The sequence below is a fragment of the Nesterenkonia halotolerans genome, assembly GCF_014874065.1.
Classification (GTDB): Bacteria; Actinomycetota; Actinomycetes; order Actinomycetales; family Micrococcaceae; genus Nesterenkonia; species Nesterenkonia halotolerans.
In genome coordinates this window covers 666,317-692,202 of record NZ_JADBEE010000001.1, presented here as the reverse complement: position 1 = coordinate 692,202, position 25,886 = coordinate 666,317, and the positions used below count along the sequence as shown (strand labels likewise).

The following is a 25,886-nucleotide window of genomic DNA, read 5'->3' as shown; positions in this document are numbered from 1 at the left end:
CGCTGTCGTGTGCCCCCCCGCCCGCCGAGCCCGCACGAACCGACTTGTCGCATTCCTATGCCAAGTCCCATCGCTTTGGACGGAAATAACGGTGGGACATGGCATAGAGATGCGACAGATGGAGGGGTGACTGCTCTCGACGGGTAGGCCCTCAGCGGCAAAGCTCGTGCCGACAATGCGGCTAGAAGTGCGGTTACACCCGAGGAACACCGGCGCGGGTCAGGCGGTCGCGCAAGACGCCTGCCCGGTGCAGGTCCTCCCAGCTCCAACGCACCACACGTCGGCCGGTGCTGCGGATGGCATCCTCGCGCAGCTTCTCCTGATAGACCGCCTCTTCGGCAGATGTGCCGAAGAGCTCCTCAGATCGAAGGTACTTGTGCTTCCCGTCGAACTCGCCGACGACGCCGCCCTCCCACTCAAAGTCCATCCGATACTCGCGGCCCTCCACCCATACCCGGCCCTGCAGCTCCGGCACAGTGAAACCCAGTTCAGCGATCCGGACCCGGGACAGAGACTCGCCCACAGATTCCGACCGCGGATCCGCGAAGTCGAAGGCACGGTCCCACGCCGCACGGAACCGCTTGATGCGTAGGAAGTGCTCCCACTCGGACAGGCTTTTCTCGAGAGGCAGTTCGGTCCTGGCGGTCCGCGCGAGCGCGGCATCAAGCACGACGACGGCGTGATCGAAGGGCATGCGAGGCAGCGTGTCCAGCAGTGCAAGAGCCAGCGGCTCCACCGAGACGGTCAGTTCTGCCGAATCCGAGGTCAATCCACCGAGGCACGCCGGGGTTACAAGTTCACTCAGCACATCCGTGCTCACACGATCTGCTGCCAACGCCGCGCGAAGCTCCGCCCGCGTCACACCGCGGGGGAGTGGAGGTTCATGCAACCGGGTGGGATAAATCAACCGCCCAGGTTCTCCGTGGAGCCCCACCTGACTTCGGTGCAACGTGCGCAGATGGACCTCTGACGGCACCGCCAACAGCGGAAGGCCGTGCAGGATGAGCGCCGACTCGCGGCAGAATACACCGGAACCGCCGGCAAGGGCCGCGGCGGCCATGGAGGCGTGGTATCGGCGGGAGGGCAAAGCCGCTGACCACGCGCGGCTCGAAGCGTAGACGCCTCTCCTGATGCGGAGCTGACGTCCTCGGCCCACCTCACGGGAGAGCGCTGTTCCACTATGCAGTCCCAGTGCGTCCACGGAGCTGCGGACCAGGCTGATGTCTCCTTCGGGCTGCTCCATCTACCCAGCATTGTGGTGGGGGATCCGCGCCCAGTCCTTCCGGCAGGTCATTGGGGAGATCCCCATGAGGCGCGGTGCGGCAGTCGCCGCAGGGGAAAACTCGGCCGGGGGTCCGGCGGCGGCCGCAAGACTCTGCCGCGATCCGTCCGTGGGTCCCGCTTCACGGCATGGTGATCAACCCGGAAGCCAGTTTCTCGACGCGAGCCCTGAGGGCTTCGCGGACGGCGCGGACACCGTCGAGATCCAGTTCGGCCGGGTCGCTGATGTTCCAGTCCTCGTACTTCTTGCCCGGGTAGATGGGGCAGGTGTCGCCGCAACCCATGGTGATGACGACGTCCGCGGCCTGGACGACGTCGTCGGTGAGGGGCTTGGGGAACTCCTCGCCGAGGCTGACCCCGACCTCGCCCATCGCGGTGACGGCGTTCTCATCGAGATGCTCTGCCGGCATCGACCCCGCAGAGCGGACATTGATCGTTCCCTGGGTGAGGTCCCTGAGCAGCGCCGCAGCCATCTGGGATCGCCCAGCATTCTGCACGCAGACGAAGAGGACCTCCGGGACGCCACTGGGCCGCATTCCTTTGGCATGGGCGAGGGCGTTCAGCCGGTCCTGAGCGAAGCGGCGCGTGAGGATCGGCAGGTAGGTCTTGATCTTCGCCGTGCGGGCGAGGGCTGCGTAGGACTCAAAGACATAGCGTTCGATCGTCTCTGCGGCGAAGACGCCCGTGAAGGTCACGGCGAGTTCCTCACTGATGCGGTGCAGGACATGTTCATGAGGGCCGGTGGGGGCGTCGGTCTGCGGTGATGTGCTCAAGGTGTGAGTCCCTTCAGGAGTCCGCGCATGGTGAGAAGAAGTGGACGCTCGGGTCGCTGCCGCGCGAACCAGCGACTCATAGAAGATCGACCAGCTTCGATATTCAGTATGGGGATTTATATCGACGGTTGTCAATGAAACCCGTGCGGGTGCTTGGGCGGGTTGAGCGCGGGACGGCCGCCCGTCTGGCACCAGCACCGCCGGACCGATATCGTGAATCACTGTGGCAGACCTACACGCACCCCAGCAGCCCGCGATCGCACCCCTCGCGAAGGGGCTGCGCAGCGAGACCTTCCCAGCGGCATTGACCCCGGACGGCAAGTCCGTGAACCCCCAGACGGCGGCCTTCGCCCGCACCGCGGAGCAGGGCTTCTACGAGCCGTGGTTCTCCGACGAGCAGATCGGCCGCATCGGGCGGACCCTGGTGGCAGATGAACAGACGCTCTCCGCGGTCTATGTAGACCGCGACGACGCCGCTCAGGAGTACTGGGGTCCGGCGCTCGCGGAGGTCGGCTTCGACGACGAGCATCCCGTGGGCACCTTTGTGGACTACGACAAGACCCTGAATGCGGGTGGACCGAACGGCCCGCTCCCGGCGCGGCTGATCACCGTGGTGACGGTGAACCCGAGCTTCCGCCGTCGAGGCATCCTCAAGCACCTGATGACCTCCGCGCTCTCCCGCGCCGTGGCCGACGGGTTGCCGGTCGCCGCGCTGACCGTCTCCGAAGGTGGCATCTACGGCCGCTTCGGCTTCGGCTGCGCGACCCGCGAGGCACGGATTCGGGTGGATCTGGGGGAGGGCACCGGTGAAGGATTCGCCCTGCGCTCCCAGCCTGCCGGCCGCGTGATCTCTGCGGACCCGGTCAAGCTCGACGAGGTCATTGGCACCAGCTTCGCTGAGTTCCACGCACGCACCCGTGGATCCATCGGGCGCCAGCAGACATATCAGATGATCAGCACCGCACGGCTGAACCCCGAGGATCAGAGCGCATGGAACCGGAACCTCCGGGCGGCGGTCCACATCTGCGAGGACGGCAGCATCGGTGGCTATGTGACCTTCAAGCACGAGGGCTGGGACACCGAGCCCAGCACCATCCGCATCTACGACCTGATCGCCGCGGATGACCAGAGCCATCTTGCTCTCTGGGACTACGTGGCGAACCTCGACCTCGTTCGTCGGGCGACCATGAGCACCGCGCCGCTGGTGGACCCGCTGCAGACCGCACTGGTGAATCCGCGCAGCTATCGGGTGGAATCACTGAAGGATCTCCTCTGGGTGCGGGTCCTCGATGTGAAGAAGGCGCTCGAGGCTCGTGCCTTCAGCAGCGATGGCGAGTTCGCCCTCGAGGTGGAGGATCCGCTGGGAATCACCGGTGGCCACTTCACCATCAGCGTCAGCGACGGCGCCGCCACGGTCACCCCTGCGCAGGCCTCCTCCGCAGCCGGGCTGCCCTCGCTCCAGCTCAGCGTCGAGTCCCTGGGCTCGGTGTATCTCGGAGACGTCTCCGTGCGGACGCTGCACGCCGCCGGTCGGCTCGGCTCCAGCACGGAGCAGGACGTGGAGCGGATCTCCCGCATCATGGATCTGCCGACGGCCCCGTTCTGCGCCACCCACTTCTGAGCCGCCTGCTGCCCGGTCCGCCGGTTGATTCGTATTGGATTGCCGGTATAAACTTACCGGGCGCGTTCTGCGCACAGAGTCGCCTTCGACATCTGATGCAGATTCAGCTCCACAGTCCGCCCTTCGGCGTCCACGCCGGAATCGGGACCTGACGAGCTCACCCTGTTCATCTGTCCATCGCTCGGTGCACCAGAACGTCGCCCTGCACGGCAAGTCCGTGCACTGACCACGCCAGCACACGATCCATATCGGAGCCCCTACTACATGACCACCACTACCACTGCCCCACAGGTCGCCGTCAATGACATCGGCACCGCAGAAGAGTTCCTCGCCGCAGTAGATGCGACTATGAAGTACTTCAACGACGGAGACCTCGTAGAGGGCACCATCGTCAAGGTCGACCGCGACGAGGTCCTCCTCGACATCGGGTACAAGACCGAAGGCGTCATCCCGTCCCGCGAGCTCTCCATCAAGCACGATGTGAACCCGGACGAAGTCGTCGCCGTCGGCGATCTGGTGGAGGCTCTGGTCCTCACCAAGGAGGACAAAGAAGGCCGCCTGATCCTCTCCAAGAAGCGCGCACAGTACGAGCGCGCCTGGGGCGACATCGAGCGCATCAAGGAAGAGGACGGCGTCGTCTCCGGCACCGTCATCGAGGTCGTCAAGGGCGGCCTCATCCTCGACATCGGCCTGCGCGGCTTCCTGCCCGCATCGCTGGTGGAGATGCGCCGTGTCCGCGATCTCGCGCCCTACATCGGCCAGGAGATCGAAGCCAAGATCATCGAGCTGGACAAGAACCGCAACAACGTGGTGCTGTCCCGCCGCGCATGGCTCGAGCAGACCCAGTCCGAGGTCCGCTCCTCCTTCCTCAACAAGCTCGAGCGCGGCCAGGTCCGCACCGGCACCGTCTCCTCGATCGTCAACTTCGGTGCGTTCGTGGATCTCGGCGGCGTCGACGGTCTGGTGCACGTCTCCGAGCTGTCCTGGAAGCACATCGATCACCCGAACGAGGTTGTCGAGGTCGGCCAGGAAGTCACCGTCGAGGTCCTCGAGGTGGACATGGATCGCGAACGCGTCTCCCTGTCGCTCAAGGCCACGCAGGAAGATCCATGGCAGACCTTCGCCCGCACTCATGCGCTGGGCCAGGTCGTCCCCGGCAAGGTCACCAAGCTGGTGCCCTTCGGTGCATTCGTCCGCGTGGAAGACGGCATCGAAGGCCTCGTGCACATCTCCGAGCTGGCAGTGCGCCACGTTGATCTGGCCGAGCAGGTCGTCTCCGTGGGCGACGAGCTCTTCGTCAAGGTCATCGACATCGACCTCGAGCGCCGCCGCATCAGCCTCTCGCTGAAGCAGGCCAACGAAGGTGTCGACCCCGAGGGTGCAGAGTTCGACCCCGCCGTCTACGGCATGGATGCCGAATACGACGACGCCGGCAACTACAAGTACCCCGAGGGCTTCGATCCGGAGACCAACGAGTGGATGGAAGGCTACGACGAGCAGCGTTCCGTCTGGGAGGCCCAGTACGCCAAGGCCCAGGAGCGTTGGGAAGCTCACAAGAAGCAGGTCGTTGCAGCCATCGAGGCAGACGCCGAAGCCGCCGCTCAGGCGACTGTCGGTTCCAGCTCCTCGAGCAGCAGCAGCTCCAGCAGCAAGTCGGAGCCTGCTCCGTCGAACTACTCCTCCTCGCAGAACACCACCACTGAGGATGCCGGCACGCTGGCCTCCGATGAGGCGCTGGCTGCTCTGCGCGAGAAGCTCACCGGAAACGGCTGATCTTCACGGCTGATCTAGTCTGAGCGAGAAAAGGGCCCGCTCCACCGATCCGGTGGGACGGGCCCTTTTCGTGCGCCGTGGTGATCGGCCGGTTCTCCGGTGCGCCAGAGACGCCGCGGGCCAGCCTGACACGGCCAGCAGCCTTCAGCTTGCCGTGGAGACCGTCACCGTGAAGCGCGCGTCGCGTGCGAGCTGCTGGGTGGGGCCAATCTCGCGCGTCAGCACCGACCGGTGCTTCAGATGCGAGTTATAGACGCAGTACAGCCGTCCACCTGGTGCGAGCACCCGCGCCGCCGCCCGGATCAGCCGGTTGGCCGCCGCCGGGTCCACCGCGTTGCCCTGGTGGAACGGCGGATTGAGCAGGATCAGCTCTGCCGAGGAGTCGGGGAGAGTCGACAGCGCGTCGTCGCGCATCGCCTCGATCTGGTCCGCGACGCCATTGGCGGCGGCCGTCAGTCGGGTGGACTGCACCGCTGAGGCGGAGTGATCGGTGGCGATCACGTGCAGCTCCGGGTGGCGCAGCGTCAGGAATGCGCTCACGGTGCCATTGCCGGAGCCGAAGTCCACGGCCTCCTCGGCGCCGGGAAACTCCGCCTGGGCCTCGGCGGTCTGCAGCAGCAGCCGTGTGCCGGGGTCCAGCTTCGTCCCGCCATAGGTGGCGCCCATGCTGCACAGGGTCAGATCGGTCGGGGCAGCCCCGGGGATGCCGATCTGGTGGGCCTGCGTGCGCGGCTCGGCCGCGGGGACGTCGCTGCGGGGCGACCGCGCGGTGAGGATCCGCGATTTGGACCGTCCGCGCCCTGCCGAGACGTCGGTGAAGTTCTTCTCCAGGACCTGGTTCATCGAATGGTTCATGTGCTTGTCCCGACCTCCGGCCAGCACGACGACGTCCGCTGCTGCATGCTCGCGGATAAGCCAGGCCCAGTCGGCCAGTGTCTCCAGGGAGCGGGGGAGGTGCATCAGAACGGTGTGCACCCCGGTGAAAGCCTCGGGGTGAACCTCGGTCAGTGACGGCAGCTCCGCGGGGACGGGGGCGGGCAGTTCGTAACGCCTGGCGTTGCGCTGGAGACCCAGCTCGGCCCCCAGCTCGTCCTGGACGACATGAACGGCTGAGACGGCGTCCTCCACCGCGGCGCAAGCGGCGCCGGGCTTGCCGGCCTCGGAGATCAGCGCATCCAATACGGGCAGCGTCAGTGCACCGGAGCGGTCATCGAGGATGAGCACGCCCTCGCGCGGGTGGCCCTGCTCCCACCATGCGGCAGCGGTGTCGAGCAGCAGCATGTCCACCGCATCGGCCGGGGGACTCAGCTGGGTGAAATCGAACGTCTCGGTGAGTCGAGACGGCTGGACATCGGGGGTCTGCCCCGGAGGAAATGACATGGAGACAGCTTAGATGGTCCACTGATCCGCTGATCCCGGAATGCGGCGGTGAATCGTTACTCGAATGAGATTGCGCACGCCCTTCCGGGAGTTGGCGGGGGAGCCTGCGGCGAAACTGGGTTCAACCAGGGAAAAATCTGCCGACCCGCTGGGAACGCGGGTGCATTCTCAACGAGAATTCCATAGCGTAGTGACGATCACCCGCCGGTCGGGCCTCAGCCAGACCCTATGAAAGGCAATGATGCTGCTCCGCCTCCATGATTTCTTCAGGCTGAGAACCAGCCCGATTCTCTTCTTCGGATCCGCTGCGATCGTCATCGCATTCGTGATCCTGACTCTGCTCATGCCCACGGGGATGGGGGAGTTCTTCGGTGCGGGCTCCGGCTGGATCTACGACAACCTCGGATGGTTCTACATCTCTGGTGTGACCATCTTCCTGATCTTCCTCATCTATAAGGCCTCCGGTCGCTTTGGCCGGATCAAGCTCGGCGCCGACGGCGATGAGCCGGAGCATTCAGACGTGGCATGGTTCGGCATGCTCTTCGCCGCAGGCATCGGCACCATTCTGATGTTCTGGGCCGTGGCGGAGCCCGCCAACCACTTCGCCAACCCGCCGCGTGAGGGCCAGATGGGTGTGGAGCCGCGCTCCATGGAGGCCGCGAATGAGGCGATGGGCTTCACGCTCTACCACTTCGGCCTGCACACCTGGACGATCTTCGCGCTGCCGGGCCTGGCCTTCGCCTACTTCATCTACAAGAGGAACCTGCCTCCGCGCGTGTCCTCGATCTTCCAGCCGATGCTGGGCGACAAGATCCATGGCCCGATCGGCAAGGGCATCGACATCCTGGCCATCGTGGGCACGATCTTCGGCGTCGCCGTCTCCATCGGCCTGGGCACCCTGCAGATCCACGCCGGTCTCGCGAACCTCCTGGGCATCAGTGACTCCGCCTGGAACTTCATCATGATCATCGCGGTGGTCACCGTGATCGCCACGATTTCAGCGGTCCTCGGGGTCGACAAGGGCATCAAGCGACTCTCGAACTTCAACATCTGGACCGCCATCGCGCTGCTGCTCTTCGTGCTGATCACCGGTCCCACCGTCTTCATGCTGCGCGGCATGATCGAGTGGACCGGCGTCTACGTCTCGATGCTTCCTGAGCTCGCATTCTGGAACGACACCCTCGCCGACACCGGCTGGCAGAACGGATGGACCATCTTCTACTGGGCCTGGACCGTGGCCTGGGCACCCTTCGTCGGGATCTTCATCGCTCGCATCTCCCGGGGGCGCTCCGTGCGTCAGTTCGTCGCCGGCGTGCTGGGCCTGCCCACCCTGTTCACCATCATCTGGTTCGGGATCTGGGGTGCCGGTGTCTTCGACATCGAGCTCAACGGTGACGGGGGACTGGTCGACACCGTGCTGGACGACGGCGTCGAGGGTGCGCTCTTCGCCTTCCTCAACGAGTTCCCGCTGGCCACACTGACCTCGTCCATCGCCATCATGCTGGTGGGCATCTTCTTCGTCACCTCCATGGACTCCTGCTCGCTGGTCCTCGATGACATGTGCAACGGCTATGAGGGCAAGGCCCCGCTGCATCAGCGGGCCTTCTGGACGATCGCCATCGGCACCATCGCGGCCGTGCTGCTCACCGCCACCGGTGAGGGTGGTCTGGCGGCTCTGCAGAACGTCGCCCTGGTCCTGGGGCTTCCGTTCTTCATCCTGGGCTACTTCATGATGTACAACCTGTCCCGGGCCATGCGCGAGGATGCTGGCGAGATCGGCTTCCTGAGGACCCGCCGCTGGCTCAAGACGCTTCCTCCCGAGGAGTACGAGCGCCGCATGGAGGAGCCGGACGAGTCGCTGCAGGAAGCAGTGGTCGCCCCGGATTATCACGAGGGCACCCAGCCGGAGAACGCCCCGGATGTGGACCACGCCGAGCAGCCACCCATCGTGGAGGAGTACCGGGTGCGCACCGGTGATCTGCCCAGCGTCGGCCCGAGGGAGCCCGGTGGCCCTCACGTGAGTCGCTGAGCTGCGCCGATTGATTCGCATTGCTCCACGAAGAGATGCCCGGCTCCCCAAGGGAGAGCCGGGCATCTCTGTCTGCGATGGCGGCGCACACATGATCACGGGGCGCGCATGAGCCAGAGGCGCCGGCCCCGTACTCCCACGAGAGTCTGGAAGTACGTTCCCCCCGTCGTGCTGGCTCTCGTTGTGGGCGCACTGGTAGTCCCGATCGAACGCGAACCCGAGTCTGCCTCGCAGGAAGCTGAGGTGGCCGAGTACGGCGGCGTCGCGGTGGTGGGGGATTCACACACCGAGATGGACTCTCTCAACTTCGCCGCGGGACGAATCGGGGACCGCTCCTGGGTCTCCACTCTCCTGTCCGAGGGGTACCGGTTCGCTGGCGGCTGGGCCGTGGCCGGGGCGACCTCCACCCTGCAGGCTGAAAGTTTCCGTGGGGTCAGGGGCGCAGATGCCTTGATCGTGCTGACCGGGACGAACGATCTCGTCCAGGGGGTCCCCTTTGATCTCACCGCCTCGAGTCTCGAAGCGATCGTCGCGAAGGCGCCGGCCGACCGCATCATCGTGCTGGCCATCCCCCCGCTGGACCAGGAAGTCATGCCGACGAGCAGCGAATTCAACCGATCGCTCCGAGATCTGGCTGCTGGCCGGGGCTGGGAGTACTTCGATGGTTTCGACTTCCTGCGAGACCCCGACGGTGGTTTCGTCGAGGGAATGACCTACGACGGAATCCATCTCACCCCGGACGCTCAGGAGCGATTCGGAGAGGCGGTGGCCGAGTACCTCGGTGGAGAGACTGACTCGTGACGGTTGGGATGTTCGGCCGTCTCCAGCGTCGCTGGATCTGTCCCCGAGAGTGTGACGGGGGAGGCGCCTCGCCGCGAGGCGTAGATGACTCCGCCGACCACCAGCATACCGCCCGCCAGCTCCAGCCAGGTCGGCACCTCATCCAGCACGAGCCAGGCGGCGAGGATCCCGACCACGGGCACCAGCATGGAGAACGGCGCGACGACGCCGGCCGGGTGTCTGCGCATCAGCCAGACCCAGATCCCCGAGCCCAGCACCGTGCCGATCAGCACCGTATAGGCCAGCCCTGCCCAGGCAGGCACCGTCTCGACGCTGATCGAAGAGGCCAGCGCCGCCCAGATCTCCTGCGGCCCCTCCACCAGGAACGCGATGCTCAGCAGCGGAATCGGGGGCACCACAGCCATCCACATCACCAGCGCCATCGGGCGGTCCGTCTGGGCCTTGCGTGAAGCGAGGTTGCCCAGCGCCCAGCCGAAGGCGCCCAGCAGCACCAGCAGGAAAGGCAGCCATCCGTCCAGGCTGCCCCGCGAGACACCCACCAGTGCCAGGCCCGCGACGGCGACCGCGATGCCGGCGGCTCGTCGCGCGGTGACCTGCTCCTTCAGCAGCAGCGCACCCAGGACCACGGTGAAGGGCGCTGAAGCCTGCAGCACCAGGGAGGCGAGTCCGGTGGGGAAGCCCGCTGCCATGCCCAGGTAGAGACCGAAGAACTGCAGCGTGCCGAATCCGAGGCCATAGCCCAGCAGGTGCCTGATGGGCACCTTGGGCCGGGGGATGAACAACAACGCGGGCAGTGCCAGGATGAGAAAACGCAGACCTGCGAGGAACATCGGCGGAAACTGGTCGAGGGAGAATCGGATCGCCAGGAAGTTCAAGCCCCAGAGAAAGGCGACGAGCACGGCGAGGAGGGTATGGCGCATGGGCATAGGTCAATGCTCCAGCCCCCAAGGCCATCAGGTCTACTGAATTGTTCTTCGATGACAGTGTAGGTTTCCTACATGGAGATGCGTCATCTGGAGCTGTTGCGCGAAATCGCCGCGAGGGGCACGCTGGCGGCCGTGGCGCGGGCGACCCACCGCACGCCATCGGCCCTCTCCCAGCAGCTGCGGACGGCCGAGCGTGATCTGGGAGTCCGCCTGGTCGAACCTGACTCGCGCGGGCTGCGGCTGACCTCGGCAGGGCAGCTGCTCGCCGAAGGAGCAGAAGAGGTGGCCGAGAGTCTCGCCAGGCTCCAGGCGCGCCTGGAGGAGAGCACCGGGGAACCGCGTGGACTCGTCCGGGTGGGCACGCTACCCAGTGCCGGCCAGGCGCTGCTGCCTCCGTTGATCGGACGGCTGCGAGGAAGCGCCATCACGCTGGCCTTGGATGACTTCGACATCGCCGAGGCCGATTTCGCGGCGCGTGCACTCGATGCCGACATCGTCATCAGTCACAGCCTCACCGGAGAGACGCCGACCGGCGCTGAGGGGCTCAGCAGCACACTGCTGGCACGGGAGCCCATCGACGTGGCACTCCCACGGGATCATCAGCTGGCGTCCAAGTCGAAGCTCACGCCCGAGGATCTGGTGAACCATGACTGGATCGGTGTGCCCGAGGGGTACCCCTTCGACGCGATTCCGCTCGCCATCGAGCAGCTCACCGGTCACCCCGCGCATCGCGCATTTCGGCTCAGGGACAACCACCTCGTGGAGTCACTGGTGTCCGCCGGGGCAGGGATCGGCCTGCTTCCCCGATTCAGCACCCGACCGAGCGCCGGAGTGGTGCTGCGACCGCTGATCGGCGTCCATGCGGAACGCAGCATCGTCGCACTGAGCAGAGGCGACCGATTCCAGCGACTGGCCGTGAGAACCGTCACTGCGCATCTCGTGGAGGTCGGTCGGGAGGTCGCAGGACTTCACACCGTTCCTGTGAGCAGCTCCCCAGGCCCCGAGCATTAGAATCGGCGTATGGCGGAGATCTATTCAGTGGGACTGACCGGAGGCATCGCCTCCGGCAAATCAGCGGTGGCGGCCCGGCTCGCCGAGCACGGGGCGCTGATCATCGATGCCGACCTCCTCGCCCGCGAGGCACTCGAACCCGGAAGCCCAGGGTTGGAGGAGGTGATCTCCACCTTCGGACGTGAGCTGGTGACCGAGGCAGGGGAGCTGGACCGATCCGCTCTGGGCCGGGTGGTCTTCAACGACGAGGAAGCCCGGGCAAAGCTCAACGCGATCGTGCATCCGAGGGTGCGCGCCGAAGCCGCACGGCTGCGAGAGGGCGCCTCGGTGGGAACCGTGGTGGTCGAGGACATTCCGCTGCTCGTGGAGACCGGCCAGCAGGACCGGTTCGACCTGGTGCTGGTGGTGCAGGCACCGGAGTCGCAGCGGATCAGCCGGATCGTGGAGAACCGCGGCTCCACCGAGGAGGACGCCAGGGCGCGCATCTCCGCGCAGGCCACCGACGCCGAGCGGGCCGCGGCGGCTGACGTCGTTCTGGACAACTCCGGAACCGTCGAAGAGCTGCAACGACAGGTCGATGAGCTGTACGTGAAACTCCAGGGACGTGTCAGAGCCCGGCAGTAGCATTGATCCATGAGTCTCGCTCAGAAGATCAGCCGCACTGTCGCCCCGTTTGAGGTCATCAGCCCGTTCCAGCCCTCGGGTGATCAGCCCAAGGCGATCGAAGAGCTTGCTGAGCGCATCGAGGGGGGCGAGAAGGACGTCGTGCTGATGGGTGCCACCGGCACCGGAAAGTCAGCGACGGCGGCCTGGCTGGTCGAGCGCATCCAGCGCCCCACTCTGGTCATGGTGCAGAACAAGACCCTGGCCGCCCAGCTCGCCAACGAGTTCCGCGAGCTGCTGCCCAACAACGCGGTGGAGTACTTCGTCTCCTATTACGACTACTACCAGCCTGAGGCCTACGTGCCGCAGACGGACACCTTCATCGAGAAGGACTCCTCCGTCAACGAAGAGGTCGAGCGACTGCGGCACTCCGCCACCAACGCGCTGCTGACCCGTCGCGACGTCGTCGTCGTGGCCACCGTCTCCTGCATCTATGGCCTCGGCACCCCCGAGGAGTACATCAAGCAGATGGTCGAGGTGAAGGTCGGGCAGACCATCGAGCGTGATGAGCTGCTGCGCCGCTTCGTGGGTATGCAGTACGCCCGCAACGACACCGATTTCCACCGCGGCACCTTCCGTGTGCGAGGGGACACCGTAGAGATCATCCCCATGTACGAGGAGCTCGCGGTGCGCATCGAGTTCTTCGGTGACGAGATCGAATCGATCTCCACGCTGCACCCGCTCACCGGCACAGTGGTGCGCGAGGAGGAGGAGATGTATATCTTCCCCGCCAGCCACTATGTGGCGGGCGATGACCGGATGGCCCAGGCGATCACCCGGATCGAGGACGAGCTGCGCGTCCGGCTCGAGGAGCTGGAGTCACAGGACAAGCTGCTGGAGGCCCAGCGGCTGCGCATGCGCACCACCTACGATCTCGAGATGATGCAGCAGATGGGCTTCTGCAACGGCATCGAGAACTACTCTCGGCATATCGATGGCCGCGGTCCCGGTTCGGCCTCACACTGCCTGCTCGACTATTTCCCGGATGACTACCTGCTGATCGTCGACGAGTCCCACGTGACGATCCCGCAGATCGGAGGCATGTACGAGGGCGATATGTCGCGTAAGCGGACCCTGGTGGACCACGGCTTCAGGCTGCCCTCGGCGATGGACAACCGGCCGCTGAAATGGGACGAGTTCCTGGAGCGGATCGGGCAGACCGTGTATCTCTCGGCGACACCGGGCTCTTATGAGCTGGGCCAGGCCGATGGCTACGTGGAGCAGATCATCCGCCCCACGGGTCTGGTGGATCCGCAGATCGTGATCAAGAAGACCAAGGGACAGATCGACGATCTGCTCGGCGAGATCCGCACGCGCACCGCGAAGAACGAACGCGTGCTGGTGACCACGCTGACCAAGCGCATGGCCGAGGACCTCACCGAGTACATGCTGGAGAACGGCATCAAGGTGGAGTACCTGCACTCGGACGTGGACACGCTCAAGCGCATCGAGATCCTGCGCGACCTGCGCCGTGGCGTTCACGACGTGGTCGTCGGCATCAACCTGCTGCGTGAGGGCCTTGATCTGCCTGAAGTGTCCCTGGTCGCGATCCTCGACGCGGACAAGGAGGGCTTCCTGCGCTCCACCACGTCGTTGATCCAGACCATCGGGCGCGCAGCCCGCAACGTCTCCGGCGAGGTGCACATGTATGCAGATCGGATCACCGATTCGATGCGCCGCGCCATCGATGAGACGGACCGCCGTCGGCAGCGCCAGATCGACTACAACACGGAGCACGGGATCGATCCGACTCCGTTGCAGAAGAAGATCGCCGATATCACCGACCAGCTCGCCCGAGAGGATGCGGACACGGCAGACCTGCTCCAAGGCATGGGAGGCCTCGCCACCGGATTCCAGTACGGCAAGGGGCATCGCGGCTACACCAGCTTCGAGAGCGAAGAAGCAGACGGCGCTGCCGGACAGAACTCCGGAAAGACGATGGCCTCACAGACCCCGGCGAAGGACCTCACCGATCTCATCGGCCAGCTCACCGCTCAGATGCACAATGCTGCAGAGGAGTTGAACTTCGAGGTGGCCGCGCGGCTGCGTGACGAGATCGGGGAGCTCAAGAAGGAGCTGCGGCAGATGCAGAATGCTGGGCACGATCAGATGTGAGCACAGGCCGTCGGCCGGGCCGACGGAGCTGAAGGGTTTTTTGTTTTCCCTTGAGGACGAAGGTGAACGGGGCTAAGCTCAGTCCAGCACCGTAGAGGTCAATGACATTCCTGATTGTTTTTGGCCTTGATTCTTCACATCATTCGCGCCTGCTTCGCCGAAGCTTCCGCTTCGCCGCGATCTGGAGGTCCATTGAGCTACGCCGCGCGTGACTGCTCTGTCGTCATCCCTTCGACCGGACGTGCCAGTCTCCACAATGCTGTCGCCGATGCGCTCGCGCAGACATCAGTGAACGTCGAGGTCATTGTCGTGTTGAACAATGCTGAGGACGACACCTGGTCACACCCCGATTCCCGGGTCAGAGTGATCCGGGCGGGCGACTCGGGCAGCAACGCAGCCCGGCAGATCGGCATACGTGCCGCACGTTGCGCCTATATCGCGCTGCTCGACGACGACGACCGCTGGGCACCGCAGAAGCTGCAGCTCCAGTTCGCGGTCGCCGAGGACCATGACCTCCTCACCACGGAGGACTGGGTCATATCCTGCGGTGTGGAGAAGCTCCGCGGGTCGGCAGTTGAGCTGTGGCCCAGGCGCTTCGACGCCGAAGTCCTTGACGTGCCGCGCTACCTGTTCCGCCGTGACAGCTGGCGCTCAGCTCGACACCAACTTCAATCCTCGACCCTGTTCTTCCCGAAAGCGCTGGCGCTGGCTGTGCCCTTTGACGCATCAGTGAAGATCCACATGGACTGGGACTGGCTGATCAAGGTACGCAATCTGCGCGATGCTCGTATTCTGATCCTCGACCGTCACCTGGTGCGCTACGAACAACTCGCGCAGGGCATCACCTCGCGTTCCCGCGCGGCGCTCAGCGTGGCCTGGGCGGACCAGGTTCTCCGCAGCCGACCTCGCGAGCATGGTGACTTCCTCGTGCTCTTCTCCGCCAGATTCCCGATGCTGCAGGGAGACCTGTCAGGCAGCAGACGGGTCATCAGCCAGGCCCGCACCACGTCAGCTCCCAGCCTGCGCGCGCAGCTGATCGCTCGCGCCAACCTGCTCCGTGCAGCATCAAGAAAGAGACGCCTGTGACGCCCCCCGCTGATCTGCCCAGAGTTCTTCACGTCGGACCCCAAGGAAACATCGCCGGTGGAATGGCCCAAGTCGTCAATGCCTACCTGAGCTGGACCTACACGCGGGTCCGCCTCGACGGCACTCGCTCCACCAAGGGAAAGGGAGACAGACTCGCGCTCTTCCGCTCGACGCGCTCTGCTGGGAGCATCGCGGCCCTGCGCGCGGGCAGCCAAAGGTCCGTGGTCGCGGTCCATATGTCGCAGGGCGGCTCCTTCCTTCGAGAAGGCGGCCTCGCTCGGTTGGCTCATCTGCTCGGTCATGGTGTGGCCATCCATCTGCACGGCAGCGGCTTCGCAGACTTTGCGCATCGCCATCCGAGCGTCGTGCGAAGAGCACTCGCCCCTGCCGATGTCGTCCTCGTCCTGACACAGGAGTCCGAGCGGATCTGCCGTGAGCTGGCGCCTGGAGCCTCCGTGGTCAGAGTTCCCAATGCTGTCACCGTCCCGGCGGACGTGCCTGCAAAGAAGCGGACCATCGTCTTCGGCGGTGCCGTGGGACATCGCAAAGGTGTGGACGTTCTCCTGGAGGCCTGGAACGCGCTCAGCGAGCTGCATGGGACGTGGACGTTGGTCATCGCGGGACCGCCTGATGGCATAGCGGCCGATTCCTCGGTGCCTTCCACTCGCTGGCCGGGCACCGTTCCCCACGAGGAGATGATGATGCTGCTCAACGAGGCAAGCATCGCTGTGCTGCCCTCGAGAGGCGAAGCGATGCCCATGTTCGTGCTGGAGGCGATGGCGCGTCGTTGCGCTGTGATCGCCACCGATGTGGGACAGGTCCGCGAGGTGGTGGGGGAGGCCGGAATGATCACGGACCCCGGAGATGTCCCGGGCCTCACAGACGCGCTGCGCGAGCTGACTCGCAGTGACGAGCGTCGAGCACAGCTCGCTGACGCGGCACGCGAGCGGATCCAGCGTCGGCATGATCGGGAGATCCTTGTGCCGGTCTTGGAGGACCACTGGCTCTCCACGCTGAAGAAGGGTTCGGAGGTCTGAGATGAGCCATCCTTTCCCTGAGCTTGCTGGCAAGCGCGCACTCCTCGTCGCCTCCACAGGGGGCCACCTGGAACAGCTCGTCCAGCTGGAGTCCGTGCTGGTCGTGTCCCAGAAGTCGCAATGGATGACGTTTGACTCGCCCCAGTCCGCGTCGCTTCTCGCTGGGCGCGACGCGACGATCGTGCCGTACATCGCCTCGCGGGACTGGCGAGGAGTCATGCATGCCGCCAGGCTCGCCGCGAAGCTGGATTGGGACAGCATCGATGTGGTGATCAGCACTGGAGCGGCCATCGCGCTCTCCGTGTTTCCCGTCGCACGCCTGCGCGGAACCCCCAGCTTCTATGTCGAGAGCGTCTCACGCTTCGACGGGCCCTCGTTGACAGGGCGCATCACCCAGAACCTCAGGCTCGCCCGGACGTTCACGCAGCATGTCGAGTGGTCGACGGATCAGTGGCAGTACCGGTACTCGCTGCTGAGTGCCTACGAGGCAGTGGAGAAACCCCTCGTCGAGAACTTTGCGGTGTCGCGGATCTTTGTGACGCTGGGGACGATTCGTCCCTTCCGATTCGACGCCATGGTGGACGCAGTCCTCGCCGCGGCTCCACCAGGAGCCCATATCGTGTGGCAGTTGGGCGAGACAGATCGCGCCGATCTCCCTGGTGAGGTCCACCGCACGATATCCGTTGAGGACTTTGACCGAGAAGCGAGCCACGCCGATGTGGTGGTCAGCCACGCCGGGGTCGGCTCGACGCTCAGGCTCATGGAGCTCGGAATATCACCGATCCTCGTTCCCCGTCGGAAGGCGCGGGACGAGCATGTCGACGATCATCAGACACAGGTGGCAAGCAAGCTCGAAGCGGCCGGTCTTCTGCAGAGCGTGGAGGCCCCCGAGCTGGAGCTGAAGCATCTCCTGCAGGCAGCCGCCACCAGGGTCCACAAGACCCTGAACTGATCACCTGCTCGAGGGCGCTGCCCGGTGGAGCGCGCACCGGCAGATGCCCTCCGCGCTGGGGTCCTCATCGCCGGCGTATCCTCCGGCCAAGCCTCTTGAAGACCTGGGCAGCGTGGAGAGCGACCAGATAGACCGTGCCAAGCTGAGTCACGAGCCACACCTGGTGGTGGGTGCGCCTCGAACGGACCCGCAGCTGCGCCATGTCCACAGCCTGCGCAGCGTTGCGGGCCCTCCGGATGCCGTCTCGGCGGATGGACCAGGGGGCGCGAACCCGCGTGGGGGTATGCGCCAGCGGGAGGACCAGGAACCACGCACGGAAATGATTCATCGCGCCGGTGAGTCCAGTGACCTCACCGGCTGGAAGCAGTTCGACGGCCAGTTCGTGGGCGCGCTCCAGGTTCGAGAGGTCCGGAGTCTTGCGCCGGGTGACTGATCCCTCGCGGACAAGATGAAAATAGAGAACTGGTGGAATCAGGTGGACGCATTCGCTGTTGGCCAGTGCTCGGACCACTCCTGTGAAATCCGATTGCGAAGACATGTCGAGGAAGGGATCTGCACCCAATATCGACCTTCGGAAGAGCTTGTTCCAGAGGTACCCGTGTATCTTCCCCTCGAGCACGAGATTGCATGCATGCTGTCTGGAAACAATGAGTTCGCGGGCAGAGCCGTCAATGATTGCACCAGACTGACGTCCCGGATAGCGAAGTTCCGCTTGGCAGACGACGACGTCGGCGTCGCTCCGAGTCGCGGCTTCCAGGAAGACATCCAAGATGTCGGGAGACCATAGGTCGTCGTCATCCGCGAACCAGACATACTCACCGCGTGCAGCCTTCAGCGCCGCGTTGCGCGCCCGGGCCACCCCGTGCGGGGAGTCCAGCCGGATGAGCTTGGCCTGAGGGTGCTCCGCAACGAAGGCCTCCAACAACGGTGTCCCGCCATCGGTCGAGGCGTCATCGACCAGGAGAATCTCATCGCGGTTCTGCGCCTGTTGCGCGAGGCGCTGAAGGAGCGCCGGGATGTGTGGAAGCGAATTGTGGACAGGGACGATGATGCTCACGAGGGGGGAGGAGGTCGTCATTCTTCATACCTCCGCGGGGACCAGCAAGGCGCCGCTGGCCGCACCGGCGCTCGGTCTTGAGATCTCATCATCAGAAGCACCTTATGTCGTGCGGTCCTGAAAGTCACCGAAACGGACAAGCGCTCTCCTCAAGGTTCAGTCGGCCTTCGCGAGGAAACCCCAGGGGAGAGGAGGGTGTGATCGAAAGCCCACCATCCGGTGTAACATCATCCAAGCGTGGGGGAGTATCCCAAACACTGTGGACGTCAGCACGCGAAGCAATGAGGCTTCGCCGGACGCAGGGGCCTGAGCACAGGCGGAGAGACTCGCGACGACATCGCTGTATCCTCCTCCTCGAAAGGCCTCCCTATGGAGATCTCCCCCCTGGTCTGGATCGTCACGCTCACACTGATCATCGGCCTGCTGCTCTTCGACTTCGTCTTCCATGTGCGCAAGGCGCACACTCCCACGATCAAGGAGGCGGCCCTCTGGTCTGCCTTCTACGTCGGCGTCGCCTTGCTCTTCGGCCTGGGATTCTTCGCTCTCGGCCACCCCGAGATGGCCACCGAGTACTACGCGGGCTACGTCACCGAGAAGGCTCTCTCGGTGGACAACCTCTTCGTGTTCCTGGTCATCATGGGCAGCTTCAACGTGCCCCGGGAGTATCAGCAGAAGGTCCTGCTCTTCGGCATCGTGTTCGCGCTGATCGCCCGCAGCGTCTTCATCTTTGTGGGCGCCGGGCTCATCAGCCTGTGGAGCGACATCTTCTATCTCTTCGGCATCATTCTGCTGATGACCGCGGGCCAGCTGCTGAAGAAGGAGCTTGCCGGGGACTCTGAGGAGGACGAGGCGGACAACTTCATCATCCGCTTCGCGCGCAGGCATTTGAACACCACCGACGAATACCACGGCGACAAGATCACCACCCGGATCGACGGCAAGCGCATGTTCACCCCGATGCTGTTGGTCATGATCGCCATCGGCGGCACTGACCTGCTCTTCGCAGTGGACTCGATCCCTGCCATCTACGGGCTCACCCAGGAGCCGTTCATCGTCTTCGCCGCCACCGCCTTCTCGCTGATGGGCCTGCGGCAGCTCTACTTCCTCATCGATGGTCTCCTGGACCGACTCATCTACCTCTCTTACGGCTTGGCTCTCATCCTGGGCTTCATCGGCGTCAAGCTCATGATCCACGCCCTGCACGAGAACAACCTCGGCTTCATCAACGGAGGCGATGACGTCTCGGTCGTCGAGATCTCCACCGGACTCTCGCTGGTGGTCATCATGGCCGTCCTCGCAGTGACCGTCACGGCTTCGCTCCTCGCACCCAAGGGACGAGCGCTGCGCGCCATCCAGAACGCCGAGAAGTACTCGCTGCGGTATGTGGACCTGGCAGGCAAAGAGCCGGAAGACCGCGAGTTCAACCTGCTCAAGACCGCTGAGCAGTCTGACTACTGGACGGCCAAGGCCCAGGCTGTGCCGGAGCGCTACCAGGAGGACCTGATCAAGCATCGCGATCACTACCTGGCGACGCTGGAGAAGGCGCGCGGTCTGCGCTCGGGAGTCTCTCCCGACTCAGAACCGAGGGCCTGACCCGAGGTCAGGAGGTTCGCTGCAGCAGCTCGCTGAAGACGCGGCCGCCGTCCTCGCTCAGCCCGTCGTGATGGAACTCGTCGGTCTCCCAGACGGTGATGCCCGCAACCTCGTTCGCGGTCGCCCAGGAGAGTTCACGAGCGACGTAGACATCATCGGTGTAGAGCGCCGCAGCCGTGGGGACGCGGTTGCGGCGCAGCTGCGCCAGGTCATAGAGCGGCTCCCAATCGTCGACGGCGGCCAGTTCGTCTGCTGCCGCCGCGAGCTCCTTCAGCGCGGGGTCGAGCTGCAGATGCTCGCGCAGGATCATCTCGCCCAGCAGCAGCGGAGAGTCTCCCGCGGGGTCGAACTCCTCGAATTCGCCCAGCACGCGCTCGGCCGCCCAGTTCGTGGCCGGGCGTCCGTCGGTGAGCTCCGCGGGCTGCCCGTAGATCGACTCGTGCATGACGGCGTACATCGGGTTTGCTGCGAAGGAGAGCTGCTGGCCCACTGTGCTCAGGAAGGTGTCTGAGAGCTCGGTCCGATCGTCGGAGGTGAACGCGTCCTCCAGCAGGTAGTGCAGCGTGTCTGCCCGCGTGTTCCCACCCAGGAGCATGCCGATCATCTGCAGTCGAGCCGGTGTCAATGGTGAGCCGTCGGGAAGGTCCACGGTGTGGGCCCGCACGTGCGCGAAGACGTCGTCGAGGATCTCTCGATCCTGAGGGAACCTGGCGAAGTGTTCGCGATTGCGGCTGCGCATCTTCACGTAGGTGGCGCGGTAGACCCGGTCCGCGTGCCCCGTCAGCGGGGCGAGTCCGCCGGTGATCAGCGCGCGATCCAGGGACTCGGGCGCGAAGGAGAGGTAGCTGAGCGTGGCGAACCCGCCGAAGCTCTGTCCGAGCACGCTCCAGGAGCTCAGCCCGAGGCTGCGTCGGAACGCCTCGGCATCTCTCACGATGGAATCGGCCCGGAAGTGGCGCATATATGCGGCCTGGGCCGCAGCGTCGCCGCGCAGGGCCAGCGACTGCCGGTTCAACGGCGCCGAGAGACCCGTGCCGCGCTGATCCAGCATCAGGATGCGGAACTCTTTGCCTGCTTCGGCCATCCAGCCGCCGAGCTTGGCCGGCCGGCTGCCCTTGCCGCCGGGCCCGCCCTGCAGGAAGAGCAGCCAGGGGAGCGAGTCCACCCGCTCGGGCCCCTGCTTGACGTTCTCCCCCGCGACGAACTCGCGGGCATAGAGCGTGAGCTGCTCACCCGAGGGCCGCCGGTGATCCAGCGGCACGATCAGCCGGTGATCGGTGATGCGGGTTCCATCCAGCAGCGTGGAGCTCGCGCCGTCGTCGTTCTCGCTCGCACGGTCCAAGCCTGCATCCCTCGTGCCTGCGCCCGTCATCCCAGTTCGCCCACTCGGTCCATGACGACCACCGGGGTGCCGGTCTCATCCGAGGCGGCGAGGTCGATCCAGGCGTGGATTCCCCAGTCGTGGTGGGACTCGGGGTCGTCCAATACCTGCACGGCACGCCACCAGCGGCGCTCGGCATCGGGGGTGTCCTTCGGTGAGACGTCGATGCGGACCAGCGAAGGCCCGCGGGACTGGGCGTCGGTGTAGAGGTCCTCGTACACGTCGAAGTAGGCGTCGAGCGCCTGGCCCCAGCGGTCGGCGTCCCAGCCGTGCTCGGCGTCGAGCTCGGCGAGCTTCGCCTCCTTCTCGTGGGCGAAGAGCTCCGCCCGCAGGAACATGGCGTTGCGGACCATCACCTTGAAGGCACGGGGGTTGGAGGTCACCCGGTCTGGATGGTCCAAGGCGGAGATGTCGGCCTCCATGGCGGCGAGCTCCGCGAGCTTCTCCGGATCGTCTCCCGCCTGGAGGCGCTCCCACTCCTCGAGCAGCGAGCTGTCGGTCTGCCGGACGACCTCGCCCAGCCACTCCAACAGGTCCTTCAGCTCCTCGGTGAGCCGGTTCTCCGGCACGGTCTGCTTCAGCGCCTTATAGGCGTCGCTGAGGTAGCGCAGCAGCACGCCCTCTGAGCGCGCGATCTGGTAGTGGTTGACCATATCGGTGAACCCGAAGGCTCGCTCGAGCATGTCGCGCACCACCGACTTGGGCTGCAGCGCATAGTCCGAGACCCACGGGGCACTGCCGCGGTAGACCTCGAACTGCTGGGTCAGCAGCTCTGCCAGCGGCTGCGGGGGAGTGAGCTCATCGAGGATGCGCATGCGCTCCACGTAGTCCACCCCTTCAGCCTTGAGCTCGCCGATCTTCTCCGACTTCAGCTGCTTCATCTGGGCGCCGGTGATCTGGTGCGGGGTCTCCAGGATGGACTCGATCACGCTGATCACGTCCAGCGCGTAGGACTCGGACTCGGCGTCGAGCAGCTCCACGGCCGCCATCGCGAAGGGAGCCAGCGGCTGGTTCAGCGCAAAGTTGTCCTGAAGGTCCAGGGTCAGGTCAACGGTGCGTCCGTCCTCGTCGGGACGCTCCAGGCGCTCGAGCACCCCCGCGGTGAGCAGCTCGCGCAGGATCTGCAGGGCCTGGCGCTGAAGCTGCGCCTTGCGGACCGGGGTCTCATCGGCGGCGAGGATCATCCGGCGCATGGCGCGGATCGGATCCTCGGGACGCTCCAGCAGATGCAGCACCATGGAATAGCTCACCTGCATGCGCGAGACCATCGGCTCCGGCGTCGCGGTGATGATCCGCTCGAAGGTCTTCTCGCTCCAGGAGACGAAGCCCTCGCGGGGCTTCTTCTTGCCGGCGGAGCGGATCGCCTGGGAGACCTTCTTCTCATCGTCTCCGTGCTTGGTTCGAGCCTTGGCGATGGCCTGCTCATTCTCGATCACGTGTTCCGGAGCCTGGACCACCACGGTTCCGGCGGTGTCGTAGCCGGCACGCCCGGCACGGCCGGCGATCTGGTGGAACTCACGGGCGTTGAGCTGCCGGGTGCGGGTGCCGTCGTACTTGCTCAGCGCGGTCAGCAGCACGGTGCGGATGGGCACGTTGATCCCGACGCCGAGGGTGTCGGTGCCGCAGATGACCTTGAGCAGACCCTGCTGGGAGAGCTGCTCCACCAGCCGGCGATACTTTGGAAGCATGCCGGCGTGGTGCACGCCGATGCCTGCCCTCAGCAGCCGGTTCAGCGTCTTGCCGAAGCCCTTGGCGAAGCGGAAGGTCTCCAGCTTCAGCCGGATCAGTTCGCGCTCCTCCTTGGAGACCACGTTGAGCGAGGCCAGTCCGACGGCGCGCTCGGCCGCCTCCCGCTGGGAGAAGTGCACCACATAGACCGGGGCCTGGTGTGTGGTGACGAGCTCCTCCAGCTTGGTCTGCAGGGGAGTGGTGGAGTACTCGAAGCTCAGCGGCACCGGACGTTCGGCGCTGCTCACGGTGACGACGTCGCGGCCGGTGCCCTCGCTGAGTCGGGTCTCGAACCTGGTCGTGTCGCCCAGCGTGGCGGACATGAGCAGAAACTGCGCGCGGCTGCCGGCGGATCCGCGGCCCGGGCTGCCCGCGTCCGCGCGGCCGGTGAGCTCCAGCAGCGGCACCTGCCAGGCCCAGCCGCGCTGCGGGTCGGCGTAGAAGTGGAACTCGTCCATGATGACGGGCCCGACGTCGGCGTCTCGGCCGTCGCGCAGGGCCTCATTGGCGAGAATCTCCGCGGTGCAGCAGATGACCGGCGCCGAGGCGTTGACCGAGGAGTCACCGGTGACCATGCCGACGTTCTCGGCGCCGAAGATCTCCACCAGCGAGAAGAACTTCTCGGAGACCAGCGCCTTGATGGGTGCTGTGTAGACGCTGCGCTCCCCGCGGGAGAGCGCGAAGAAGTGCGCAGCCGTGGCCACCAGGGACTTTCCTGAACCGGTGGGCGTGGACATGATCACGTGCTGTCCGTCGGCGAGCTCGAGGATCGCGTCCTGCTGGGCGGGGTAGAGCGTCAGTCCCTGCGTCTGAGTCCAAGACTCAAAGGCGGCGAAGAGCTCCTCGGGTCCAGGAGGCCCCTGCGATTCGGCGGGGGATTCCAGCTTGTGCAGACGCTTGGACGCGGTGGCCGCGCTCACCAGCCGCGTTCCCGCCATGCGGGGAGCTGGCCGCGTTCGGCGCCCAACGTCGTGGGGTCGCCGTGTCCGGGATGGATGATCGTGTCGTCCTCGTAGACGTCGAAGATCCGCGCTTCGACGTCGTCGAGCAGCGTGCTGAAGTCTTCCTGCGACCAGGTCTTGCCGACTCCGCCGGGGAACAACGAGTCCCCGGTGAAGATGTGGGTGGGCCCGTCCTCCACCGGGTAGACGAAGGCCACGGATCCGGGGGTGTGGCCGCGCAGGTGGATCACGTCCAGCGCGATGCCGTCGTATCTCAGCTGATCGCCGTGCTGGACCCGGCGGTCGATGGTCACGCCCTTTTCTGCCTCGATGGTCGGGGCATCCGCTTCCCCGGCCGCAGCCTCGACCCCGGTGCCCGTGGCTGTTTCTGCGGTGGGGGTATCGAGCAGGTCGGGGAGGGCCCGGGTGTGGTCCCAGTGCGCATGGCTGGTGATCACGGCGGCCAGCTCCAGCGGGCAGGGGGTGTCCGGCGTGGCGGAGGCCAGCAGTTCCCGGATCGCCCCGGCGTCGTCGGCGGCATCGATCAGCACCTGGACCCCGGACTTCTTCGCGGTCAGCAGATAGACGTTGTTGTCCATCTCCGAGACGGACACGCGCCGAAGCGTGATTGCGGGGAGATCGTAGAGCAGGGAACTGTCAGAGGCCATGGGGTTCAGTCTAGGGTCTGGCGCGCTGGCGCTGCCACGGGCTGTGCCTGCTCGGCGCCGGGGTCAGACGACTGCGTGGTCGGCAGGATTCCCGCATCGGCGAGAGCCTGCCGGAGATGCTCCGCGGTGTCCACGATGGGGGTCGCCCCGGCCTGCTGCAGCTCCCCCTCGGGCGCGTAGCCCCAGGTCACTCCGATGCAGCGCAGGCCATGATCCGCAGCGCCCTCCACATCGAAGATCCGGTCACCCACCATGACCACGCGGGCGTCACGGGTGGAGAGGGGGTCCTGGTTCGTGGGAGAGCGCAGACCGATCGCTGCCAGCGCGGCGCCGACGATCGGGCCCTTGCCCGCATGGGGGATCGACTCGTCCTCGGGGGAGCCGTGCACCGCGGCGAAGTGCTCACGGATGCCCATGATGCTCAACAGTCGCTCGGCCAGACCGGTGGGCTTCGAGGTGGCCACCGCGCAGATCACGCCCGCTGCGTTGAGCGTGCTCAGCAGCTCCTGGATGCCGGGGTAGACCCGGCTGGCCTGCATGCCTTCGGCGAGATACCGCTGTCGGTACTCCTCCACGATGGAGGGGATCAGCGCCTCGGTGACACCGGGCAGGCTCGCCAACGAGGTGGCCAGCGGCGGACCGACGAACGAGTCCAGCCGCTCCCGGTCCGGGACCTCGATGCCGTGCACCCGCAGTGCGTGACTGATGCCGCTGGTGATGGCCCCTGCCGGGTCCACCAGCGTGCCGTCGAGGTCGAAGAGCACCCCACGGACGCCGGAGGAGTCGGCCGCATCGGCCGAATGGTCGGAGGGAAGGGGCGCGGCGGAGGAGTCAAAGGTCACCGCGCCATTCTGGCATGCCCTCCTGCGCGGCTCCCCGGCGAGGGGCGGAACACTCACGTTCCCGCGTCGAGAGGCGGAATCTCCGAACAGTTCGGCCCGAAATCCGCTTGAGGTGCCCGGAAAATCCGCCGCTCAACGGGGTGGGGCTTCGCCCGTCAACGGGGTGGGTGACCTTTCCCACTCTCGCTTCGAACATTTGTTCGAGCCCCTCCGGGGTTCTACACTGAA

The 25,886-nt window shown here is 65.5% G+C and carries 20 protein-coding genes; 11 read left to right on the top strand and 9 right to left on the bottom strand.

Annotated features, from left to right (window positions below):
- Window positions 1-193: 193 nt before the first annotated feature.
- Entirely contained in the window at window positions 194-1,243 is a 1,050-nt protein-coding gene (locus H4W26_RS03140; RefSeq protein ID WP_192590700.1) for a hypothetical protein, read from the bottom strand.
- 160 nt (window positions 1,244-1,403) lie between these two features.
- Window positions 1,404-2,054, bottom strand: a complete 651-nt coding sequence (locus H4W26_RS03135) for an arsenate reductase ArsC (RefSeq protein WP_192590699.1) — start codon at window positions 2,052-2,054, stop codon at window positions 1,404-1,406.
- Window positions 2,055-2,277: 223 nt separating this feature from the next.
- Here H4W26_RS03135 and H4W26_RS03130 point away from each other — a divergent pair, with 223 nt between their 5' ends.
- Together H4W26_RS03130 and rpsA are read left to right on the top strand one after the other, a co-directional pair.
- On the top strand, window positions 2,278-3,675 hold the full coding sequence (locus H4W26_RS03130) for a GNAT family N-acetyltransferase (RefSeq protein WP_192590698.1): 1,398 nt from the start codon (window positions 2,278-2,280) through the stop codon (window positions 3,673-3,675).
- A gap of 264 nt (window positions 3,676-3,939) precedes the next feature.
- The gene (gene rpsA, locus H4W26_RS03125) at window positions 3,940-5,448 is read left to right on the top strand and encodes a 30S ribosomal protein S1 (protein WP_192590697.1); all 1,509 of its coding nucleotides are present in this window, start codon (window positions 3,940-3,942) and stop codon (window positions 5,446-5,448) included.
- 144 nt (window positions 5,449-5,592) lie between these two features.
- On the opposite strand, the gene H4W26_RS03120 is transcribed toward rpsA, so the two are convergent.
- Window positions 5,593-6,828 (bottom strand): class I SAM-dependent methyltransferase, encoded by a 1,236-nt coding sequence (locus H4W26_RS03120; protein ID WP_192590696.1) that lies wholly within the window; start codon window positions 6,826-6,828, stop codon window positions 5,593-5,595.
- A gap of 241 nt (window positions 6,829-7,069) precedes the next feature.
- Between H4W26_RS03120 and H4W26_RS03115 the strand changes: the two genes are divergently transcribed.
- Both H4W26_RS03115 and H4W26_RS03110 read left to right on the top strand, forming a co-directional pair.
- On the top strand, window positions 7,070-8,857 hold the full coding sequence (locus H4W26_RS03115; RefSeq protein WP_192591987.1) for a BCCT family transporter: 1,788 nt from the start codon (window positions 7,070-7,072) through the stop codon (window positions 8,855-8,857).
- 183 nt (window positions 8,858-9,040) lie between these two features.
- A complete protein-coding gene (locus H4W26_RS03110) occupies window positions 9,041-9,658 on the top strand; it encodes an SGNH/GDSL hydrolase family protein (protein WP_192590695.1) in 618 nt (205 codons plus the stop codon).
- On the opposite strand, the gene H4W26_RS03105 is transcribed toward H4W26_RS03110, so the two are convergent.
- Complete coding sequence (locus H4W26_RS03105) at window positions 9,601-10,584, bottom strand: EamA family transporter (RefSeq protein WP_192590694.1); 984 nt, start codon at window positions 10,582-10,584, stop codon at window positions 9,601-9,603. The two genes, H4W26_RS03110 and H4W26_RS03105, sit on opposite strands and share 58 nt — an antisense overlap.
- 72 nt (window positions 10,585-10,656) lie before the next feature.
- Here H4W26_RS03105 and H4W26_RS03100 point away from each other — a divergent pair, with 72 nt between their 5' ends.
- The 6 genes from H4W26_RS03100 (at window position 10,657) to H4W26_RS03075 (ending at window position 17,448) form a co-directional block, all read left to right on the top strand.
- On the top strand, window positions 10,657-11,595 hold the full coding sequence (locus tag H4W26_RS03100; protein WP_192590693.1) for a LysR family transcriptional regulator: 939 nt from the start codon (window positions 10,657-10,659) through the stop codon (window positions 11,593-11,595).
- 9 nt (window positions 11,596-11,604) lie between these two features.
- Window positions 11,605-12,219 carry a dephospho-CoA kinase gene (gene coaE, locus H4W26_RS03095; RefSeq protein ID WP_225939574.1) on the top strand — a complete coding sequence of 205 codons (615 nt, stop codon included), beginning with the start codon at window positions 11,605-11,607 and terminating at the stop codon, window positions 12,217-12,219.
- A 9-nt stretch (window positions 12,220-12,228) separates the two neighbouring features.
- Window positions 12,229-14,373: an excinuclease ABC subunit UvrB gene (uvrB, locus tag H4W26_RS03090; protein ID WP_192590692.1), complete on the top strand. Its 2,145-nt coding sequence runs from the start codon at window positions 12,229-12,231 to the stop codon at window positions 14,371-14,373.
- Between the two features lie 114 nt (window positions 14,374-14,487).
- On the top strand, window positions 14,488-15,459 hold the full coding sequence (locus tag H4W26_RS03085; RefSeq protein ID WP_318779750.1) for a glycosyltransferase family 2 protein: 972 nt from the start codon (window positions 14,488-14,490) through the stop codon (window positions 15,457-15,459).
- Window positions 15,456-16,496: a glycosyltransferase family 4 protein gene (locus tag H4W26_RS03080; RefSeq protein ID WP_192590690.1), complete on the top strand. Its 1,041-nt coding sequence runs from the start codon at window positions 15,456-15,458 to the stop codon at window positions 16,494-16,496. Before H4W26_RS03085 ends, H4W26_RS03080 begins: the two co-directional genes overlap by 4 nt.
- Before the next feature lies 1 nt (window position 16,497).
- Window positions 16,498-17,448 carry a glycosyltransferase gene (locus H4W26_RS03075; protein ID WP_192590689.1) on the top strand — a complete coding sequence of 317 codons (951 nt, stop codon included), beginning with the start codon at window positions 16,498-16,500 and terminating at the stop codon, window positions 17,446-17,448.
- A gap of 64 nt (window positions 17,449-17,512) precedes the next feature.
- Here the strand turns inward: H4W26_RS03075 and H4W26_RS03070 are convergent, their stop codons facing one another.
- Window positions 17,513-18,526 carry a glycosyltransferase family 2 protein gene (locus H4W26_RS03070; protein ID WP_192590688.1) on the bottom strand — a complete coding sequence of 338 codons (1,014 nt, stop codon included), beginning with the start codon at window positions 18,524-18,526 and terminating at the stop codon, window positions 17,513-17,515.
- Window positions 18,527-18,874: 348 nt separating this feature from the next.
- On the opposite strand from H4W26_RS03070, the gene H4W26_RS03065 reads away from it, so the two are divergent.
- Window positions 18,875-20,098 (top strand): TerC family protein, encoded by a 1,224-nt coding sequence (locus H4W26_RS03065; protein WP_192590687.1) that lies wholly within the window; start codon window positions 18,875-18,877, stop codon window positions 20,096-20,098.
- Window positions 20,099-20,105: 7 nt separating this feature from the next.
- On the opposite strand, the gene H4W26_RS03060 is transcribed toward H4W26_RS03065, so the two are convergent.
- From H4W26_RS03060 to H4W26_RS03045, 4 genes are read right to left on the bottom strand one after another with little or no spacing between them, the layout of a single operon-like run.
- A complete protein-coding gene (locus tag H4W26_RS03060) occupies window positions 20,106-21,440 on the bottom strand; it encodes an alpha/beta fold hydrolase (RefSeq protein WP_225939573.1) in 1,335 nt (444 codons plus the stop codon).
- A 26-nt stretch (window positions 21,441-21,466) separates the two neighbouring features.
- Window positions 21,467-24,145, bottom strand: coding sequence for a DEAD/DEAH box helicase (locus tag H4W26_RS03055; protein WP_192590685.1), 2,679 nt, complete (start codon window positions 24,143-24,145; stop codon window positions 21,467-21,469).
- Window positions 24,124-24,816, bottom strand: coding sequence for an MBL fold metallo-hydrolase (locus tag H4W26_RS03050; protein ID WP_192590684.1), 693 nt, complete (start codon window positions 24,814-24,816; stop codon window positions 24,124-24,126). The genes H4W26_RS03055 and H4W26_RS03050 overlap by 22 nt, the downstream gene beginning before the upstream one ends.
- Before the next feature lie 5 nt (window positions 24,817-24,821).
- Window positions 24,822-25,658 (bottom strand): HAD hydrolase-like protein, encoded by an 837-nt coding sequence (locus H4W26_RS03045; protein WP_192590683.1) that lies wholly within the window; start codon window positions 25,656-25,658, stop codon window positions 24,822-24,824.
- Window positions 25,659-25,886 lie beyond the last annotated feature (228 nt).